The sequence below is a fragment of the Arthrobacter sp. NPDC092385 genome, assembly GCF_044755105.1.
GTDB lineage: Bacteria > Actinomycetota > Actinomycetes > Actinomycetales > Micrococcaceae > Arthrobacter_D.
In genome coordinates this window covers 56,356-74,682 of the sequence record NZ_JBIVQL010000014.1, presented here as the reverse complement: position 1 = coordinate 74,682, position 18,327 = coordinate 56,356, and the positions used below count along the sequence as shown (strand labels likewise).

General features: G+C 66.6%; 17 protein-coding genes and 3 tRNA genes. 10 read left to right on the top strand and 10 right to left on the bottom strand.

The window, feature by feature from the left end:
* Together ACIQCY_RS15555 and ACIQCY_RS15550 are read left to right on the top strand one after the other, a co-directional pair.
* On the top strand, window positions 1-104 hold a 104-nt coding region (locus tag ACIQCY_RS15555; RefSeq protein WP_400484805.1), incomplete at its 5' end, for an integrase core domain-containing protein.
* Window positions 105-152: 48 nt separating this feature from the next.
* Window positions 153-347 (top strand): hypothetical protein, encoded by a 195-nt coding sequence (locus tag ACIQCY_RS15550; RefSeq protein ID WP_400484801.1) that lies wholly within the window; start codon window positions 153-155, stop codon window positions 345-347.
* Between the two features lie 325 nt (window positions 348-672).
* Here ACIQCY_RS15550 and ACIQCY_RS15545 read toward each other — a convergent pair whose 3' ends face one another.
* The 3 genes from ACIQCY_RS15545 to ACIQCY_RS15535 are packed head-to-tail and all read right to left on the bottom strand — an operon-like array spanning window position 673 to window position 1,897.
* The gene (locus ACIQCY_RS15545; protein WP_400484800.1) at window positions 673-1,113 is read right to left on the bottom strand and encodes a hypothetical protein; all 441 of its coding nucleotides are present in this window, start codon (window positions 1,111-1,113) and stop codon (window positions 673-675) included.
* On the bottom strand, window positions 1,110-1,460 hold the full coding sequence (locus tag ACIQCY_RS15540; protein ID WP_400484804.1) for a helix-turn-helix domain-containing protein: 351 nt from the start codon (window positions 1,458-1,460) through the stop codon (window positions 1,110-1,112). Before ACIQCY_RS15540 ends, ACIQCY_RS15545 begins: the two co-directional genes overlap by 4 nt.
* 59 nt (window positions 1,461-1,519) lie before the next feature.
* Window positions 1,520-1,897 carry a hypothetical protein gene (locus ACIQCY_RS15535; RefSeq protein ID WP_400484799.1) on the bottom strand — a complete coding sequence of 126 codons (378 nt, stop codon included), beginning with the start codon at window positions 1,895-1,897 and terminating at the stop codon, window positions 1,520-1,522.
* A 592-nt stretch (window positions 1,898-2,489) separates the two neighbouring features.
* Here ACIQCY_RS15535 and ACIQCY_RS15530 point away from each other — a divergent pair.
* Entirely contained in the window at window positions 2,490-2,804 is a 315-nt protein-coding gene (locus ACIQCY_RS15530) for a diacylglycerol kinase family protein (protein WP_400484798.1), read from the top strand.
* Between the two features lie 197 nt (window positions 2,805-3,001).
* Here ACIQCY_RS15530 and ACIQCY_RS15525 read toward each other — a convergent pair.
* The 3 genes from ACIQCY_RS15525 to tadA form a co-directional block, all read right to left on the bottom strand.
* Window positions 3,002-3,091 (bottom strand) — tRNA-Ser (locus ACIQCY_RS15525).
* Window positions 3,092-3,141: 50 nt separating this feature from the next.
* Complete coding sequence (locus ACIQCY_RS15520; RefSeq protein ID WP_400484797.1) at window positions 3,142-3,630, bottom strand: pyridoxamine 5'-phosphate oxidase family protein; 489 nt, start codon at window positions 3,628-3,630, stop codon at window positions 3,142-3,144.
* Between the two features lie 52 nt (window positions 3,631-3,682).
* On the bottom strand, window positions 3,683-4,177 hold the full coding sequence (gene tadA, locus ACIQCY_RS15515) for a tRNA adenosine(34) deaminase TadA (protein ID WP_400484796.1): 495 nt from the start codon (window positions 4,175-4,177) through the stop codon (window positions 3,683-3,685).
* Between the two features lie 23 nt (window positions 4,178-4,200).
* Here tadA and upp point away from each other — a divergent pair, with 23 nt between their 5' ends.
* The 5 genes from upp to ACIQCY_RS15490 all read left to right on the top strand — a co-directional run bounded on the left by upp (window position 4,201) and on the right by ACIQCY_RS15490 (window position 10,155).
* Window positions 4,201-4,836: a uracil phosphoribosyltransferase gene (gene upp / locus ACIQCY_RS15510; RefSeq protein ID WP_104048935.1), complete on the top strand. Its 636-nt coding sequence runs from the start codon at window positions 4,201-4,203 to the stop codon at window positions 4,834-4,836.
* A gap of 109 nt (window positions 4,837-4,945) precedes the next feature.
* Window positions 4,946-6,283, top strand: coding sequence for an APC family permease (locus ACIQCY_RS15505; protein WP_400484795.1), 1,338 nt, complete (start codon window positions 4,946-4,948; stop codon window positions 6,281-6,283).
* Window positions 6,284-6,651: 368 nt separating this feature from the next.
* Window positions 6,652-7,470, top strand: a complete 819-nt coding sequence (locus ACIQCY_RS15500) for a winged helix-turn-helix domain-containing protein (protein WP_400484794.1) — start codon at window positions 6,652-6,654, stop codon at window positions 7,468-7,470.
* 37 nt (window positions 7,471-7,507) lie between these two features.
* Entirely contained in the window at window positions 7,508-8,044 is a 537-nt protein-coding gene (locus tag ACIQCY_RS15495) for a SixA phosphatase family protein (RefSeq protein WP_400484793.1), read from the top strand.
* Between the two features lie 650 nt (window positions 8,045-8,694).
* Window positions 8,695-10,155: a polysaccharide deacetylase family protein gene (locus tag ACIQCY_RS15490; RefSeq protein WP_400484792.1), complete on the top strand. Its 1,461-nt coding sequence runs from the start codon at window positions 8,695-8,697 to the stop codon at window positions 10,153-10,155.
* Window positions 10,156-10,586: 431 nt separating this feature from the next.
* Here ACIQCY_RS15490 and ACIQCY_RS15485 read toward each other — a convergent pair whose 3' ends face one another.
* A complete protein-coding gene (locus ACIQCY_RS15485) occupies window positions 10,587-12,005 on the bottom strand; it encodes a dihydrolipoyl dehydrogenase family protein (protein ID WP_400484791.1) in 1,419 nt (472 codons plus the stop codon).
* 92 nt (window positions 12,006-12,097) lie between these two features.
* A tRNA-Arg gene (locus ACIQCY_RS15480) sits at window positions 12,098-12,173 on the bottom strand.
* 292 nt (window positions 12,174-12,465) lie between these two features.
* Here ACIQCY_RS15480 and ACIQCY_RS15475 point away from each other — a divergent pair.
* Complete coding sequence (locus ACIQCY_RS15475) at window positions 12,466-14,346, top strand: phosphoenolpyruvate carboxykinase (GTP) (RefSeq protein ID WP_400484790.1); 1,881 nt, start codon at window positions 12,466-12,468, stop codon at window positions 14,344-14,346.
* Between the two features lie 70 nt (window positions 14,347-14,416).
* On the opposite strand, the gene ACIQCY_RS15470 is transcribed toward ACIQCY_RS15475, so the two are convergent.
* Complete coding sequence (locus ACIQCY_RS15470) at window positions 14,417-15,868, bottom strand: phosphomannomutase/phosphoglucomutase (RefSeq protein ID WP_400484789.1); 1,452 nt, start codon at window positions 15,866-15,868, stop codon at window positions 14,417-14,419.
* Window positions 15,869-15,917: 49 nt separating this feature from the next.
* Here ACIQCY_RS15470 and ACIQCY_RS15465 point away from each other — a divergent pair, with 49 nt between their 5' ends.
* Window positions 15,918-18,032 (top strand): RecQ family ATP-dependent DNA helicase, encoded by a 2,115-nt coding sequence (locus tag ACIQCY_RS15465; RefSeq protein ID WP_400484788.1) that lies wholly within the window; start codon window positions 15,918-15,920, stop codon window positions 18,030-18,032.
* Between the two features lie 113 nt (window positions 18,033-18,145).
* Here the strand turns inward: ACIQCY_RS15465 and ACIQCY_RS15460 are convergent.
* Window positions 18,146-18,233, bottom strand: a tRNA-Ser gene (locus ACIQCY_RS15460).
* Between the last annotated feature and the right edge of the window lie 94 nt (window positions 18,234-18,327).

Below are 18,327 nucleotides of genomic sequence, written 5' to 3'. Positions count from 1 at the left end.
CCGACGCCCTCCACCACTGGCTACACTTCTACAACCACCAGCGCCCCCACGGCAGCCTCGGAGGCAAACCACCCATTACCCGGTGCAACCAACCTACTGTCTAAGTACACCTAGTCCTCCACAATCAACCCGCGCTCCCGCGTAAACACCCGATGCTGACTTGGCGGCAGAATTACGACAGCCTGCGCTGGTTCGTCGAGACGATGGGCCGGCTCCCTCGGCAGGACCGGTTCACCTGGGAGCGGCAGTGCCACGCTTTCCTGTACCTGTACCCGCAGCGCCACGAGCATTACGTCGGCCGACTGACGCCAGACCAAGTGGCTTTGTTGGACCAGATTCTCGACTGATCTACCCCGCCCCGTGCAAGGGACCACTGGGAGCAGCGCTTTGACGCCTCCCAAGCCTTCCTGAAGGTGGAGGGCATCGCCCCAGTTATGAAGCCGCGAAGGGCTCGGAGGAGCGATCGCTAGCAATCTGGATGATCTCCCAGCCCAAAAGGTGCTTGGCCGGCCCCTTGTGGACTGACCGGGCAGACGCGCTTGACGCGGCGGCCCCTGGTTGGCGACCGCTGCTTGAGGCGTAACTGCGAGGTGCAAGCGTGCTCACGCTGTGCTCACGCGCCAAAACCTTCCAGCAATGATGCGGGCAGAACGGGTGCCGGCTGATTCCCAATCAGCTGTCGTCCTCGCTGTCCTTGGCATCGTCTGTGTCACTGTAGGTGATTGGCTCGATGGCTATGGAAGGGGGTTCGAGTGGAATATCGGCATCCGAATTTAGAGGCGCGAGGACACTCCTGCATAGAAGCCGGGCGTGACTATACAGCGTCTCGAGAGCCTCGGAAGCTTCCAGATACTGCTCATAATTGGCGTCGAGGTCTGAGCGTTCCACAACCCCGGTCTCAACGAAGAGTGCTCCTACGGAAACTGTAAATGACGCATCAGAGGTAGCCCCGTGGAGCGTGCCAATTATGGCGCGAAAGTCGTCGTCATCATCTGGTGGCGAGTATGCGCATGTCCAAACGATCTCATGTGCCTCACCGGAATGATCATGCCCTTCTAGGGAGAAGACCTTTGGGTCTCCGTACATGAACGCCTTGGTCGTAATCTCGCTCACTGGCGGCCGTTCAGGAGTGCGTTGACTTTACTTGCTGCGGAGTGAGAGTGCTCCACCTTCGGGCGCGGGCGAACCACTTGAGCGCTTAACCCTTGGAAATGAATCTCCCATGGAGTAGGGCGCGGGTTGCGTCGGTGCTTCGCTGGTTCCTTTTTCGTAGCCCCCAATTCGAGACGTAAGCCAAGGGCCTCAAGCGTCTTCGCGAGGTTCCTAACCGTAATGTTCCGCTCACCCTTGAGCCGTGCCGTAACTTCCCCAGGTCGTACTCCGAGGGCGCGAGCAAGATCTGCTCGGCTCATGCCACTAGAAATCAGACCTTCTGCAATCAGTTCACTCGCGTCAACCATTGCGCTTTCTTCGGCATAGGTGACGTCGTACGCTGCATCTCCAACAGGAAATATGCTGCTCACTGTTTTGCCCCATTCCATTCCCAAAATATCGACAATGCTTTGTCGATCTCGCCGGGTACTCTATTATCTTTAACTTTTGCGACACCATGAGTTGTGTACCAAGTCATCATGTGCTTAACCACGTATAGCCGATACTTATCGGCTTTCAACTCAAAAACTTGTGTGCCATTGCTCCCTGATCTTAGGAAGCGAAGGTTCTCGGGACTCTTGATTGAGTGGTTGTCTCGAAGGCGCTCAAAGTAGCGCTGGTATCGAGCCAGGAAGCGCCTGTCGAGTGACCCTAGGAACGCTTCTGTCGGACATTCCCCTGACCTCCTCACCATCGCAAGAACGACATCACACCCCGGAAGAATCTCTTTCGTGTGTTCAGTCATAAATGAACACTAGTACCGGTAGTGGTGTCAACCGGAGCGGCCGAAACGTGCTCAACTGCACAGGTGGTTGACTGCTCATATGCCTGTGATCCCCCGGGTGGTCAGCGTCGGCCGCGTGGTTGCGCGGTGATCCTTCACCTTACGACATCACTACGACGTCAGCATGGGTTCGACGTGGTCGGCGGTCGTGAGCACCATGTGAGCACACACTTCAGGTGAGCGCCGGACACCAAGGGTGACCTACCCGCATCTCGGCCACTCCAAATTCCCGTAATCGCGGGCAAGAGGGTCTAGCGGTGATGTGCGGTCAGGATAGCAACATCACTGTAAATCAGCTGCCCTTTGCGCCACTGGCGGCAAGCCCATGGACTTTTCACTACCCAGCTCGATGAAAGCGCGCCTGCACCCAAAGGCTCTCAAGGGTGCACGCTGTACTTACAGAGCCCCGGAGTGCCAAGGTACTGACTCAGCGCTCGGAACCCCAGGGAAGGCAACCACGCGACGACGGGAGGAACGTGTGGCACATCAGGACACCGGATGACGCTGGCGACCCACCGCACGTGCCATGAGTGCATCGCCGAGAAGTTAGCTTATGACACCGAGTCCGGTATGGCTGGGGCCACTTGCTCGAGCGGGCCGGTCACGCCATCGACCTGACACACGATCGGCGTTCGCGAGCAACGCCCTTATCGTCTCGATCAGCGGCGACGGTAAGTGCAAGGAGGTCGTCAACGGTGTCTTGAGCAGCAGCCGGGACGAGGCCGTGTCCGCGGCGTTGGACGCTGGCAACGCGAACGACAACAGCCGCGTTACCGGACGCAAACAGTTGGCCGAAGCGATCCGCCATATCCAGATCCGGCGCGTGGACCTGCTGCGGCTCAGCATCCGCCACGCCGGCGGCCTTTGACGTAGACAAAGCTCAGCGACGCGCTTTTGCCCACGCCGCTCTTAAAGAGAGGCCCTTGTGGGGCTGACACGAGAAGTTGACGGCTGGGCGAGGGGCGCCCAAGGAGAGTTTTGCCAAATCTTTGCCAATGGCCGGTCTCCGACAGAGCAAAAGGCCCTGCTTCCCTTGATCTACATGGGAAGCAGGGCCTTCTCAGTTGGCGGTGACGGTGGGATTTGAACCCACGTTGGCTTTTACACCAAACAACATTTCGAGTGTTGCACCTTCGGCCGCTCGGACACGTCACCAACGCCACTACGTTACCGGCTCAGACGCCCAACACCCAAAACGCAAGGCACTAGGGCAGCTCGATGACCTCGTTCTTGCCGGAGTCCGGCTTGCTGCCCGTCACGAGGCCCTTGACCATCTTCACGGCCGAGACGACGCGCGGCGCATCCATCGACCAGTACTCGGCGGTGTCGGCGTCGACGTGGATGAGGGCGACGGCGGGATCGTCGCGGCCGTTCTCGAACCAGGCGGACACCGACGGCCCCCACAGCTCGTCGATCTTCGCCTGGTCCTTCGTCAGCGTGGCCGTGCCGGCGATCGAGACGTAGCCCTTGCCGGTGCTCGCCGAGACGTTGACCTGGGGGTTGGCGCGGATCTCGTCCGCCTTGGGGGAGGGGTCCTCGGTGAAGAACCAGAGGTCGCCGTCGAAATCCTTGCCGTGCAGTGCGAGCGGCCTGCTCACAAGCTGACCGTTCAGGCTCACGGTGGTGAGGATCGCGATGTCGGCCTTGCCGAGGATGTCCTGTACTTCCTTCAAACCGTCCTGCTGATCTGCCACGTCTACTCCTTATGAGAAGGGGATGCTGCGGATCCCCTCAGCCTACGCAGTATCACCGGGAGCCGGAACCGGACCTCCGGGTGGCGAAGAACACCTTGAGGAGGGCGGCGCACTCTTCCTCGCGGACGCCCGCGAACACCTCGGTCCAGTGGTTCAGCCGGCGCTCGCGGAGGACGTCGAACACCGATCCCGAGGCTCCCGCCTTCTCGTCCCACGCCCCGAACACCACGCGCGGAATACGGGCCAGGACGGACGCCCCGGCGCACATCGCGCACGGCTCGAGGGTCACCACCAGGGTGCACTCCTCGAGCCTCCATGCGCCGAGCTTCCGCGCTGCGGCGCGGATCGCCTGCACCTCCGCGTGCGCGGTCGGGTCGCCGAGTTCCTCGCGCTGGTTCCACCCGGTGCCGAGCACGCCGCCATCAGGCCCGACGACGACGGCACCGATGGGCACGTCAGCGCTCGCGCGGGTCAGTGCGGCCGCGTCCAGGGCCGATCCCATCCACGCCCAGTGATCCGGATCCACGGGAGGAAGGGAGGGGTTCATGGGCACAATGGTACTTTTGACCCATGCGTGTACTGGTAGTCGACCACCCCCTGGTAGCCCACAAACTCACGGTTCTCCGGGACAAGGACACGTCGTCGCCGGTGTTCCGCCTCCTGACCGAGGAGCTCGTCACCCTGCTGGCCTACGAGGCCACCCGTGACGTCCGCGTGGAGACCGTATCCATCGAGACCCCTGTCACCGCCACCCAGGGCACCGGCCTCGTGAAGCCCACGCCGCTCGTGGTCCCCATCCTGCGGGCAGGCCTGGGAATGCTCGAGGGCATGACGCGCCTCGTTCCGACGGCGGAGGTCGGCTTCCTCGGCATGGCCCGCAACGAGGAGACCCTCGAGGCCATCACCTACGCCGAGCGCCTGCCGGACGACCTCACCGGGCGCCAGGTCTTCGTGCTCGACCCCATGCTCGCGACCGGCGGCACGCTCCGGGAAGCCATCAAGTTCCTCTTCGCGCGCGGAGCCGCCGACATCACCTGCATCTGCCTGCTCGCGGCTCCCGAAGGCCTCGCGACCCTGCAGGAGGAGCTGGAGGGCCGCAATGTCACGATCGTCCTGGCCTCGATCGACGAGAAGCTCAACGAGAAGTCCTACATCGTTCCGGGCCTCGGGGATGCGGGAGACCGCCTCTACGGCGTCGTCGGCTAGGGCAACCCTGCCGATTCCGGGCCGTCACGCGGTGACAGGAACCTGACAACGGCGAGCAGGACGGCGCCGAGGGGTTGCGCCTGCGCCGGCCCCGGGGTCGAATGGTGCGATGACGAAGGACATCAGCGCGACCGAGCCGGCTACCGAGGGCGGTCTGAAGCGTGCGATCGGCACGCCGCTGCTGTTCGCCTTCATCGTGGGCGACACGCTCGGGGCAGGGATCTACACGCTCGTCGGTACCATGGCCGACGACGTCGGGGGCGTGATCTGGCTGCCACTGCTCATCGCGCTGGTCCTGGCCCTCCTCACAGCAGGAACCTATGCGGAGCTCATCACGAAGTACCCGCACGCCGGCGGTGCGGCACGGTACGTCGACCGGGCCTTCAGCATCCCGTACCTCTCGTTCCTCGTCGGGTTCCTGATGATGGCCTCCGGCATCACCACGGCGGCGGCCCTGGCGAATGCCTTCGCCGGCGACTACCTGGCCGCTCTCATCGACGTGCCGGCTGCTCCGACAGCAGTGGTCTTCATCATCCTCCTGACGCTGATCAACCTCCGCGGCGTCAGGGAGTCCCTTGCCGCGAACCTCGTCGCGTCTGTCATCGAAGTGACCGGCCTCGTGCTCGTGATCGTGCTTGCGGCCGTCGTGCTCGGCAGTGGCAACGGTGAGCCGGCCCGGCTCCTCGAGTTCGCCCCGGATGTGCCGCCCCTGCAGGGTGCCTTCGCGGCATCCGTCATCGCCTTCTTCTCCTTCCTCGGCTTCGAGGCGGCGGCGAACATGGCCGAGGAGGTGCACAACCCGTCTAGGGCGTACCCCCGCGCCCTCTTCGGCGCGATCGGGACGGCCGCAGTGGTCTATCTCCTGATCGCCATCGGCGCGGTCATCGTCCTTCCGCCGACCGAACTCGCGGAGTCCACCGGACCGCTGCTCGCCGTCGTGACGGCGAGCGGTGCCGGGATACCGCCCTGGCTGTTCAGCCTGATCGCACTGGTCGCGATCGCCAACGGCGCGCTGCTGTTCATGGTCATGGCCAGCCGGGTCGGGTACGGCCTCGCGGAGGCCGAACTCCTGCCGCGAGCCTTCGCCCGCGTGCTGCCCAAGCGGCGCACGCCATGGGTGTCGATCGTCGTCGTCGCCGGATTGACCATCGTCCTCTCACTGGTAGGAGACGTCGGCACGCTGGCCGAGACCACCGTGCTCCTGCTGCTCCTGGTGTTCCTGTCGGCCAACGTGAGCATCCTCGTCCTCAAGAAGGACAAGGTGGACCACGCCCACTTCGCGGTGCCGCGGATCGTACCGGTGCTCGCGATCATCGCCAGCATCGCCCTGCTGACCCAGCAGACCGGCGTCGTCTGGCTCGGCGCTGTCGCGTATGTGGTAGTCGGGTCGGGGCTGTTCCTCGCAGCCCGTGCCGGTCGCAAGCGCGAGGAGCGTGTTTCCCGCTAGCACACAGCGGGGGCGGGGCCTCCGTGTGAAGCGGCCGCCTTCCGGATCCCCAGCGCCCGGTCAGCCGAACGTCTTCGTGGTCCTACTGTTCGCATGCTGGACATTCCGCATTGTTACTTGCGCGTAGCCGATTGTTACATGCAATAATTCGTCACGTGAACACCAACTCACCCGCATCTGCAGCCGCAGCGCCCTCCCTGGACATCGTGTCCGGAGCGGACCTCCGCTGTTATCGAATGCACGCGTAACGGTTATACCCAAACCTTTTCTACGCATTTCAAGCCCAACGGCGGGCATCATTCTTCATCCCGACCGGGCACACCCCGCATTCGAGCCGTGATGACGGCACACTTCACGAGGTTGTATTCATGTCAGTAAATCCGGGCTACGTCCATATCTCCCAACGCTCCCCCCAGAACCGCCAGGCACGCCAGCAGTTCGCGCCGTCCTTCAACGTCCACGCGACGCAGGTGCCCCACCAGCACTCGCGCCTCCAGGCCGTGCCCGGGGGAGACGCCGCACCCATGAGTGCTCCCGTCCCCGTCGTCGCACCCAACGGCGTACCGGGGCCGCAGGCGGTCACCGGCGACACGACGGCGCGTGGCTTCGTGCTCTACGTCGCGCTCGACGAGGCAACCGCAGCTGCGGCGGGAACCACCTTCTCGAAGCTCGCGCAGGACGTTCGGGCGTACGTCCGGACCCTCGTGCCGACGGCGGAAAGCCATGCGGCAGTCGCCCTGGCGCCGGCAGACGCCCCCGGCTCCGATATCGACGTGGTCCGTGCCGCGCTCGGTGACCCCACCGTTGCCCGGCGCCCGCGGCCCGATGCCGCCCCGGCGCCGTCGCAGGCGCAGCCGGCCCGCCCGACAGGCGTGCTCATCGATCTGTCACGACGCGAGGTGCACCTCGACGGGGAGACGCTGAACCTCACGTTCAAGGAGTTCGAACTGCTGAACTACCTCGTTGAGAACGCTGCACGCACCGTCGGCCGCGAGGAGCTGTTGAGCGGGTTGTGGCGGAACGCCGACGAGGTACCGAACGAGCGCACCATCGACGTCCACATCCGCCGCCTGCGGTCCAAGCTCGGGCGCCTCGCGAACACCGTGCGGACCGTGCGCGGCCAGGGCTACCGCTTCTACGACCACCCCGAAGTGGTTGTCTGGGCTGCTCCCGAGTACTCGATCTAGCCCTCTGCCTGCATCCGGGAGGCCATAGACTTCGGAAATGGCCTCCCATCACCTGAAGAAGCTCCTGCTGCTGCGCCATGCCAAGGCCGAGTTCCAGGAGGGCATCCCGGACCACGAGCGCTCGCTCAGCTCGCGGGGCCACGCGGATGCCCCGCTCGTGGGGCGCTGGATGATGGAGCACGACGCCGTCCCCGACTCCATCCTCGTGTCCACCGCACTGCGTACGCGCCAGACCTGCACCTGGGTCTGCACGGAACTCGGGGACAAGGCGCCCACGCCGAAGCTGGAGGACGAGCTCTACGCGGCGCGGCCCACGGAGATCCTCGCGCTCATCAACCATGTGCCGCCGACCGTCACGAGCCTGCTCGTCATTGCGCACAACCCCGGGATCCAGGAACTGGCCATGCGTCTCGCCTCGGTCCGCTCGAGCGAGCGGGCGGTGATGGACCTCGCCACGGACTACCCGACAGCGGGCCTCACGGTGCTGTCCTACGGCGGCGAGTGGGCCGAGCTCGACGGGCGCGACGCCGAGGTGACCGACTTCGTGGTGCGCCGGGCGTCGGGCCTTCGCTGATCGGCCTGGAACCGTGGCAAGCGGAGTGCTGGCGGAGGCGCTGGGTAAGCCGCCCAAGGACCTTAGGGGCGGCAAACATGGGGGGCAGGCGGATGCATTCACGCTCCGGCCAGCCCTGCCCTCTGCCAGACGAAGCGCTGAATCTTGGCCACCGGAGAACGTCCATGTTCCTGGAGTAGCACGATCCAGCACCCGCGGCGTCCCGCGGCTCCTGGAAGCCACATGAGATGGAGATTTCCGGGCCTGTCGAGATATAGCGAAGATCGGCAAGTCGGCGAGGAGCCAGAGGACGCGGAGTAGGACCAGACGCCAGGAGGCGCCGCGGTTCAGAGTGTGCAGTAGATCGACGGCCGCGCGACGCCGCAGAGCTCGTGATCGGCGGAGTCGGCCGACCCTTCCACGGGTCCTGGAGACCGTTCCGCTCTGGCCCTGCAGTCTTCTTCCCCGACCGGCTGTCTTTCCCCCGGGGACCCTTGGCACCCGGTTGCTCTTCGAACGGGCCCCAGTGCGCGGCGACTGCGGCCGCACCGCGGACGGTGGCGCGGGTGGTCGGAAAGCGGTTCGGGACTTATGGCCCTACCCGGGCATCCCCTTGGGGCCTAGCGTCTTGACCAAAGCTCGCATGCCTCGATCAGCACGAAGGGGTCACAATGCGCCGGTCTCGCCCCGCCGTCCTCGGAATGGTGTTAGCCCTCGTCCTCGCCCTCGGCGGTGGCCTCGGGGGTACGGCTCTGGGGCCGCTCGCGGCCGCCGCATCAGCGGTGACTGCACAGCGGAGCGTTTCAGTGTTGATGGCGGTCGAGCAGGCCGGCGACGACGCGATCGTCCAGCACTATGAGCAGCTCGGCGGCAGCGCATCGTTCCTCGGCACGCCAGTCGGCAGCACCTACGACATCGCTGCGGGTCGCGCCCAGAACTACACCGCCGGCACGATCTACTGGAGCCCCGGCACCGGAGCGCACGAGGTGCACGGGGCGATCCGCGGACGCTATCTCACGCTCGGCGGACCGGCCGGTTTCCTGGGCTTCCCGCTCACGGACGAGACCGCGACCCCGGGCGCCGCTGGTCGGTACAACGACTTCGCCGGGGGGTCGGTCTACTGGAGCCCCGGCACCGGAGCGCACGAGGTGCACGGGGCGATCCGCGCACGCTATCTCACGCTCGGCGGACCGGCCGGTTTCCTGGGCTTCCCGCTCACGGACGAGACCGCCACCCCCGACGGGGTCGGCCGGTACAACCACTTCAGCGGCCAGAATGCCGGCTCGTCGATCTACTGGTCGCCCGCCACGGGAGCCCACGAGGTGTACGGAGCCATCCGAGCCCGGTGGGTGGCTCTCGGCTGGGAGCGCAGCCGGCTCGGCTACCCGACCAGCGGCGAGTACGGCATCACGGGCGGGCGCCGCAGCGACTTCCAGCGCGGTTCGATCCTGTGGCATGCGGCCAGCGGCAGGACCGAGGTCATTTACACCAGCGTTCCGTCGACGCTCCTGGGCGTGGACCTCGAGCGCATCCCGACCACGCAGAAGGTTGTCGCGCTCACGTTCGACGCCGGTGCCAACGATGCCGCCCTCCGACCGATCCTCGCCACCCTCGCAGCCAACGGCGTCCCAGGCACCTTTTTCCTCACAGGAAACTGGGTCAACCAGTTCCCCTCTGACACGGCGCTGATCTATAACGCGGGGCATCGAATCGGCAATCACTCCATGACCCACCCAGACTTCACCACCCTGTCCGACGCCCAGATCGCGACCGAGATCAGCAGCGCGCAGAGGACCATCAGGGCCGCTGGAGGCGACCCACTACCGTTCTTCCGCTTCCCCTTGGGCGCCCGCGATCCCCGCACAATCGCAGACGTGAACGCCGCCGGTTACGCGGCGATCCGGTGGACCGTTGACACACTGGGTTGGCAAGGCACCATGAACGGAACGCGCGGCCCGAGCTTCATCGTCCAGCGCGTCATGGCTTCCGCGCAGCCCGGGGAGATCGTCCTGATGCACCTCGGCTCGAACCCCGACGATGGCTCAACGCTCGACGCCGCGGCCCTCCCGCAGGTGATCTCCCAGCTCCGGTCGGCAGGCTACGGCTTCGTCACCCTCGACGCCGCCCTATGATCCTCCATCCGGTCAGTCCACCGATGGTCAGGCTACTGTCCGCCGTACGAACGCACTGTCGAAGGACGTATGTCCCCAGAACAAGATCGCGGAGAAGAACTGAGAAGACATCGATCTCCTGCCCTGCGTCATCTATAACCTCTAAGGCAGCAGGTCTGCCGCTTTTTGCCCGGAGCGCCCCGATCCCGGGCAATCTGATCTGACCCTCCAGCAATTCCAGCCGCATCTCGTCCACCCTGACCACCTCTCCCAGAGGCTGGGTCAGTCGCTCTGAAGTTGAGTCAACAGGACTCGGTCCGTCTTCGGGAGGACCTGCGGTCACGGTGGATTCGATGCTGAAACTCCAACGGGACAGCGTGTTTCCACAACGTGTCTCCTGCGCGCACAGCAGAGCCTGCCCCCCGGACGCCTCACCCGACACATCGCCCCGGTTACAGCCCGTACTTCTCCAGCAGGCGCAGCCAGACCTCGCTGACGGTCGGGTAGGCGGGTACGGCGTGCCACAGGCGGTCCAGGGGCACCTCGCCCACGACGGCGATGGTGGCGGCCTGCAGCATCTCGGACACCTCCGGTCCGGCGAACGTGACTCCAACGAGCACCCTGCGATCCTCGTCCACGACGATCTGCGCCCAGCCCTTGTAGCCGTCCGAGTGGAGGGACGAGCCGGCGACGGCTATCGGCAGTGACGTCTCGGAGGCATTGACGCCGTCCTCGCGTGCCTGCTCGAGGGTGCGCCCCACCATCGCGATCTCCGGATCGGTGAAGACGACCTGGGGGACGGCGCCGCGGTCCGCCGTCGCTGCGTAGGGGCTCCAGTCCGCTGCGGAGTCACCCAGGGTGCCGTGGGCCCGCGCAGCGATGGCGTCCCCGGTCATGCGTGCCTCGTACTTGCCCTGGTGCGTCAGCTGTACCCTGCCGCCGGCGTCGCCCACCGCATAGAGCCAACCGCCGGCGCCGGGCACACGCCCGGTGTCATCGCCCCTGATCGTCTTAGGGTCCAGTCCGAGGTCCTCGAGGCCGAGGCCTGCGGTGTGCGGATGGCGCCCCGTCGAGACGAGGAGCTTCTCGGCCGCGATGGTCCGGCCGTCCCCGACGTCGAGCACGAACACGCCGCCGTCCTTGCGGACCGCTTTCGTGCCCGTGTCCGTCAGGATCGTGAGTCCCTCGCCCCGCAGAGCGTCGAGGACGAGGTCCGACGCCTCCTTCGGGTAGTTGCCGAGGATTCCGCTGCGCGCGATGACCGTGACCTCCGCGCCGAGCCGTGCGTAGGCCTGCGCCAGTTCGATACCGGCCACGCCGCCGCCGAGGACGGCGAGGCTGCTCGGGACCTCCTTCGCCGAGGTGGCCTCCCGCGTGGTCCAGTAGTCCAGCTCCGCGAGCCCGTCGATGGGCGGCACGGTCGGTGTGGAGCCGGTCGCCAGGACGACGGCGTGGTTGGCCCGGTATCGGGTCTCGGAACCATCCTTGTGGCTGATGGTCACCTCCCGCTCACCGGACAGCTTCGCCCAGCCCCGTTCGAGCGTGATCCCTGCTGAAGCGACCCATTCCTCCTGGGAGGAGTCGTCCCAGTTCGAGGTGAAGGACGTACGGCGGTCGAGGACCTGGCGGGTGTCGAGGGTGCCGGTCACCGCTTCACGCGCGCCTGCGACGCCGCGCGCCGCGTTGAGGATGGTTCCGGGCCGCAGGAGTGCCTTGGACGGCATGCATGCCCAGTAGGAGCACTCACCGCCGACCAGGTCGGCTTCGACGAGTACCGCCGAGAGGCCCTTCTGCACCACCCGGCCTGCAACGTTCTCGCCGACGGCGCCGGCGCCGATCACAATGACATCGGTGGTCTGGGATTCACTCATAGGCAGAGCCTTCCATCCACCCGGCAGGCGGGCAACCCGACGCAGAAAGGCCCCGGCCGAAGCCGGGGCCTTTCAGTGGTTCTACTCAACCGTGGTGCGCGCGAAGGGATTCGAACCCCCAACCTTCTGATCCGTAGTCAGATGCTCTATCCGTTGAGCTACGCACGCATCCGTAGTCCGTCGATCCGCAGTGCGAATCCGTCCTACAAGCGGGCCGTTTGGCCGTAGACAACTCTAGCGTGGATTTTCCGGGACGCCTAATCAGCAGCCTCCCCTCCTTCCACCTAGACCGGTCTAGGTGACCTTCGTCACAGCAACGCCAGGTGTAAGCGCTGGACAATCCCGCAACGGCGCGGATCGTCGGCATGCTCGTTCCAGTGTTTCGCACACCGAGCCCTTGCCCGAAATATCGCGCCCCTAGCATCGATGAACACCGAGTCCCCCAACGAAGGGAAGAGTAATGGGCGATCCCGTACAGAAGTCTGCGACCGGCACCACCACCGCTGATCCTGGCGATAGCGCGTGGGCAGATGCTTCCGGTCCCGCGCCGACGACGCACGCGGGCCTGCTGGCCTGGGTGCGGGAGGTGCGGGAGCTGACGCAGCCCGCCGACGTCGTGTGGGTGGATGGCTCCGAGGAGGAGAACCGGCGCCTCACGGACGGCCTGGTCGAGTCCGGGACCTTCGTACGGCTGAACCCCGAGACCTTCCCCAACTCGTTCGCTGCCTTCTCGGATCCGAAGGACGTGGCCCGGGTGGAGGAGCAGACGTTCATCTGCTCCAGGGACGAGCGGGAGGCGGGCTTCACGAACAACTGGATGGACCCGGCCGAGATGAAGGCCAAGCTCAAGGGCCTGTTCGCCGGTTCCATGCGGGGCCGGACGATGTACGTCATCCCCTTCGTCATGGGACACCTCGACGCCGAGGACCCGAAGTTCGGGGTGGAGATCACCGACAGCGCCTACGTGGTGACGTCCATGCGCATCATGGCGACCATCGGTACGGCGGTCCTGGACCGCATGACCGAACTCGATGCCGGGTTCGTCCCGGCCCTGCACTCCCTGGGCGCCCCGCTCGAAGCGGGCGAGGCCGACGTCCCCTGGCCATGCAACGAGGACAAGTGGATCGTCCACTTCCCCGAGGAGCGCTCGATCTGGTCCTACGGCTCCGGGTACGGCGGCAACGCCCTGCTCGGCAAGAAGTGCTACGCCCTGCGGATCGCGTCCGTCATGGCACGCGACGAGGGCTGGCTCGCCGAGCACATGCTGATCCTCAAGCTCACCTCCCCGGTAGGCAAGACCTACTACCTCTCCGCGGCGTTCCCGTCCGCCTGCGGCAAGACCAACCTGGCACTGCTCGATCCGACGATCGAGGGCTGGAAGGTCGAGACCCTCGGCGATGACATCACCTGGATGCGCTTCGGCAAGGAGGGCGAGCTCCGGGCCGTGAATCCCGAGGCGGGCCTGTTCGGCGTCGCGCCCGGTACCGGCTGGCACACCAACCCCAACGCGATGCGGGCCATCGCGAAGGGCAACTCGGTGTTCACGAACGTCGCCCTCACCGACGACGGCGGCGTGTGGTGGGAGGGAATGACCGAGGAGGTGCCGGCGCACCTGACCGATTGGCAGGGCCGCGACTGGACCCCGGACATGGACCACCCCGCAGCGCACCCGAACGCGCGGTTCTGCACGCCCATCGACCAGATCGACATGCTCGCCGAGGAGTTCAACCGGCCCGACGGCGTCGAGCTCTCCGCGATCCTCTTCGGCGGCCGCCGGAAGACGACCGTCCCGCTGGTCACGCAGTCCCGTAGCTGGGCCAACGGCATCTTCATGGGCTCCACGCTGTCCTCCGAGACCACCGCCGCCGCAGCCGGCCAGGTGGGCCGGGTGCGCCGCGACCCGATGGCCATGCTGCCCTTCATCGGATACGACGCCGGCGACTACCTGCGCCACTGGCTCACCCTGAGCGCCGCCGCGGACCAGTCCCGGCTGCCGAAGATCTTCCTGGTGAACTGGTTCCGCCGGACAGCGTCCGGGGGGTTCGCCTGGCCCGGGTTCGGCGACAACTCCCGGGTCCTCAAATGGGTCGTCGAACGGCTCGAGGGCACGGCCGACGCTGTCGAGACACCGATCGGATTCGTCCCCACCGGAGACGCCCTCGACCTCACCGGCCTGGACATGACCCCGGCCGAGGTGGAGGCCGCCGTGCACGTCGACGCCGTCGAATGGGCCGAGGAACTCGAGGGTATCGAGCAGTGGTACGCCCGCTTCGGCGAATCCCTGCCCGAAGAACTCAAGAGCCAGCTCCACGAACTCAAGGAACGCTTCAGCAACGCCTGACCGCCTGCATCCATGACAGAGGCCCCTTCCTTCAGGAAGGGGCCTCTGTGCGTCTGCGGGGCTCTCCGCGCTAGTCGCGGATGACGGCGAGGACGCGCTGGACGAGGTCCTGGAGCGTTTCCGGGTCCACGGCCTCAGCGTTCAGCCGGAGATACGGCTCCGTGTTGGAGGGGCGCAGGTTGAACCACCAGTTCCCGTGGTCGGGCGTGAAGGTGAGGCCGTCGAGGTCGTCGACCACCACGCCCTCCTGTTCAAACTCGGCACGCGCCCGGGCGATGGACGCAGGGAGGTCGGCCACTTTCGAGTTGACCTCACCGGAGGAGAAGTAGGGCTCGTACTCACGGCCGAGCTCCGACAGCGGGCCGTCCTGCTCCCCGAGGGCGGCCAGGACGTGCATGGCCGCGAGCATGCCGGTGTCCGCGTTCCAGAAGTCACGGAAGTAGTAGTGCGCCGAGTGCTCCCCGCCGAACACCGCGCCTTCCTCGGCCATGACGGCCTTGATGAAGGAGTGGCCCACGCGCGTGCGGACCGGGCGGCCGCCGTCGTGCCTGATCAGTTCGGGCACCGCACGCGAGGTGATGAGGTTGTGGATGATCACGGGCTCGGGTTCTCCGGCGGCCTGCGCGCGGGCGATCTCACGGCGTGCCACCATCGCGGTGATGGCGCTCGGCGAGACGGGCGCGCCCAACTCGTCAATGATGAAGCAGCGGTCGGCGTCACCGTCGAACGCGATGCCGATGTCCGCGCCGTGCTCGACCACGGCGGCCTGGAGGTCGCGGAGGTTCTCCGGCTCGAGCGGGTTGGCCGGGTGGTTGGGGAACGAACCGTCGAGCTCGAAGTAGAGGGGGACGATCTCGAACGGCAGGGCCGGGAGGAGCCGGTCGCCGAGGACCGCGGGGGTCGTGAGGCCTGCCATGCCGTTGCCGGCGTCGACCACGATCTTGAGCGGGCGCGACGACGAGAGGTCCACCTGGGTGCGGAGGAACCGCGAGTACTCCTCGAGGATGTCCCGCACGCTCGTCTCGCCCTGCACCTCGACGGCGGGGATCGTGCCGTCCGCGAGGTACCTCTCGGCACGCTCCTGCACGTCCTTGAGGCCCGTCTCCGAGGACACCGGCACAGCGCCGGGACGCGTCATCTTCATGCCGTTGTACTGGGCGGGATTGTGGCTGGCGGTGAAGGTCACGCCGGCCGCCTCGAGGGTGCCGCTCGCGTAGTACAGCTCATCGGTCGAGATGAGGTCCAGGAAGAGCACGTTCGCACCGCGGCGCGTGGCTCCCTCGGCGAACGCCTTCGAGAACTCGGGGGAGGACGGGCGCATGTCACCGCCGACCAGGATGGTCTCGCCCGCCAGTCCCAGCGAGTCGACGAAGGCCGCTCCGACCGCCCGGACCGAGTCCACCGTGATGGACTCACCGACGATGCCACGGACGTCGTACGCCTTGAAGGATGCAGAAAGATCGATGGTTGTAGTCACGTCTCGAAGTGTATCGGGTGGTGTCGCGGCGCCCGTTGTGCACATAGCACTCCTGCCCGTCTCGAGTGGGGGAGGCGGCTGGGATACTGGGGAAATGTCGTCGACCACCACGCTGAACGAGCAAGCATCCGCCATCCTGCACACCCTCGTCGGGTCACCGGACGCACAGTTCCACGAGGGGCAGTTCGAGGCCATCGAAGCCCTCGTCGAAGGCGGGCGGCGCGCGCTCGTGGTGCAGCGGACCGGCTGGGGCAAGTCCGCCGTGTACTTCGTGGCGAGCCTGCTCCTCCGGGCCCGCGGCGCCGGCCCCACGCTGATCGTCTCGCCCCTGCTCGCGCTGATGCGGGACCAGGTGGCCGCCGCCGCGCGGGCCGGTGTCCGGGCCGAGGCCATCAACTCGGCGAACCAGACCGAATGGCAGGACATCACCGCCAAGCTCCAGGCCAACGAGGTGGACGTCCTCCTCGTCTCGCCGGAGAGGTTGAACAACCCCTCCTTCCGCGAGCTGTATCTACCCGAGCTCATGCGGCGCACCGGGCTGCTCGTGATCGACGAGGCGCACTGCATCTCCGACTGGGGGCACGACTTCCGCCCCGACTACCGGCGTCTGCGCGAACTGATCATGGGGCTGCCGCAGGGCGTCCCGGTGCTGGCGACCACGGCGACGGCGAACTCCCGCGTGGTCGAGGACGTCGAGGAGCAGCTCGGTGCCGGCGGCACCGAGGTGTTCACCCTGCGCGGCGAACTGGCACGGAAGTCGCTGCGCCTCGGCGTGCTGCGCCTGCCCAGTCCGCGGTCCCGCCTCGCCTGGCTCCTCACGCATCTCTCCGACCTGCCCGGCAGCGGGATCATCTACGCCCTCACGGTGTCCGCCGCGGAGGACACGGCACGGCTGCTGCGCGAGAACGGGCATGCCGTCCGGGCCTATACCGGGCGCACCGACCCTGCCGACCGGGAAGCCGAGGAGGCCGCCCTGAAGGACAACGAGGTGAAGGCGCTCGTGGCCACGAGCGCGCTCGGCATGGGCTTCGACAAGCCCGACCTCGGCTTCGTGGTGCACCTCGGAGCGCCGTCCTCGCCGGTCGCCTACTACCAGCAGGTGGGGCGGGCAGGGCGCGGCACACCGAACGCCGATGTCCTGCTGCTGCCCGGCGCCGAGGACCGCGACATCTGGGAGTACTTCGCCACCGCGTCCATGCCGTCGCAGGACGCGGCCCTCCGCGTGCTCGAGGCCCTCGAAGCCGGTGTCGTCCTGTCCACGCCGGCCCTCGAGACGCGGGTCAACCTGAAGCGCTCACCCCTGGAGCTGCTGCTCAAGGTGCTCGACGTCGACGGTGCTGTCCGTAAGGTCACCGGCGGCTGGGAGAGCACGGGGAAGCCGTGGACGTACGACGCCGAGCGGTACCGGCGTATCAGCGAGGCGCGTGTCGTCGAGCAGCGGGCGATGCTCGACTACGAGAACACGTCGGGTTGCCGCATGGAGTTCCTCTCCAGGTCGCTCGATGATCCGGCGGCGACCCCGTGCGGTCGCTGCGACAACTGCGCCGGCCCCTGGTACTCGGACGACGTGGCCCATGAGGCCTCGGACTCCGCCGACCAGGCTTTGAGCCGAGTGGGCGTGGAACTCGAGCCGCGGGGCCAGTGGCCCAGTGGCATGGACAAGCTGGGTGTGCCCCTGAAGGGGAAGCTGAAGCCGGGCGAGGTGAGCCTGCCCGGCCGTGCGCTGGCGCGCCTCACGGACCTCGGGTGGGGGAACCGGCTGCGCGAACTCATGTCCGATACGACCCCGGATGCGCCGCTCGACCCGTCCGTCGTCGAAGCGGTCGTGCGCGTCCTCGCCCAGTGGGGCTGGGACGAGCGGCCCGTCGCCGTGGTCAGCGTCCCCTCGCGGCGTCGTCCCGAACTCATCGGATCCCTCGCGCAGGCGCTCGCCCGCGTCGGCCGGATTCCCTACCTCGGCCAGTTGACCACCCCGCACGGTTTTCCGCAGGGCCAGCCGGGCGGTAACAGCGCGTTCCGGCTCGCCTCGGTTTGGGACCACTTCGCCGTTCCGGAGGAGGGTGCCGCCTGGTTCGCCGCGAATCCGGGCCCGGTGCTGCTCGTGGACGACTTCGCCGACAGCCGGTGGACCATCACGGAGGCCGGACGGGCGCTGCGTGCCGCGGGGGCCTCAGGCGTCCTTCCCTTCGCCCTCGCTGTGAAGGCGTAGGGGAGATCCGCCCGGAAGCCCGCAGGCCGTCTTGCCCGTGGTTCCTAGGTGCGAGTCGGCTCCCAGAAGGTACGACCAACGAAAAGGGCCCCTATTTCTAGGGGCCCTACACGCGGAGACGGGGGGATTTGAACCCCCGGTAGGCTTTAGGCCCACACTTCATTAGCAGTGAAGCCCATTCGGCCGCTCTGGCACGTCTCCATCGGCTATCTCTAGCCTCCCAAGGTTACCCAGAAGGGGAGGGCAAGAGCAAAACCGTCGCCCTCGCCCCCTGTCCGTGCCGTGCATCCCCGGG

What these genes read in the sequence shown, in the direction of transcription:
- ACIQCY_RS15550 (WP_400484801.1), top strand. Translation starts at nt 153, where the DNA reads ATGCTGACTTGGCGGCAGAATTACGACAGCCTGCGCTGGTTCGTCGAG.
- ACIQCY_RS15540 (WP_400484804.1), bottom strand. Translation starts at nt 1,460, where the DNA reads ATGGTTGACGCGAGTGAACTGATTGCAGAAGGTCTGATTTCTAGTGGC.
- ACIQCY_RS15535 (WP_400484799.1), bottom strand. Translation starts at nt 1,897, where the DNA reads ATGACTGAACACACGAAAGAGATTCTTCCGGGGTGTGATGTCGTTCTT.
- ACIQCY_RS15530 (WP_400484798.1), top strand. Translation starts at nt 2,490, where the DNA reads ATGACACCGAGTCCGGTATGGCTGGGGCCACTTGCTCGAGCGGGCCGG.
- tadA (WP_400484796.1), bottom strand. Translation starts at nt 4,177, where the DNA reads ATGAACCCCTCCCTTCCTCCCGTGGATCCGGATCACTGGGCGTGGATG.
- upp (WP_104048935.1), top strand. Translation starts at nt 4,201, where the DNA reads ATGCGTGTACTGGTAGTCGACCACCCCCTGGTAGCCCACAAACTCACG.
- ACIQCY_RS15505 (WP_400484795.1), top strand. Translation starts at nt 4,946, where the DNA reads ATGACGAAGGACATCAGCGCGACCGAGCCGGCTACCGAGGGCGGTCTG.
- ACIQCY_RS15500 (WP_400484794.1), top strand. Translation starts at nt 6,652, where the DNA reads ATGTCAGTAAATCCGGGCTACGTCCATATCTCCCAACGCTCCCCCCAG.
- ACIQCY_RS15495 (WP_400484793.1), top strand. Translation starts at nt 7,508, where the DNA reads ATGGCCTCCCATCACCTGAAGAAGCTCCTGCTGCTGCGCCATGCCAAG.
- ACIQCY_RS15490 (WP_400484792.1), top strand. Translation starts at nt 8,695, where the DNA reads ATGCGCCGGTCTCGCCCCGCCGTCCTCGGAATGGTGTTAGCCCTCGTC.
- ACIQCY_RS15485 (WP_400484791.1), bottom strand. Translation starts at nt 12,005, where the DNA reads ATGAGTGAATCCCAGACCACCGATGTCATTGTGATCGGCGCCGGCGCC.
- ACIQCY_RS15475 (WP_400484790.1), top strand. Translation starts at nt 12,466, where the DNA reads ATGGGCGATCCCGTACAGAAGTCTGCGACCGGCACCACCACCGCTGAT.
- ACIQCY_RS15470 (WP_400484789.1), bottom strand. Translation starts at nt 15,868, where the DNA reads ATGTGCACAACGGGCGCCGCGACACCACCCGATACACTTCGAGACGTG.
- ACIQCY_RS15465 (WP_400484788.1), top strand. Translation starts at nt 15,918, where the DNA reads ATGTCGTCGACCACCACGCTGAACGAGCAAGCATCCGCCATCCTGCAC.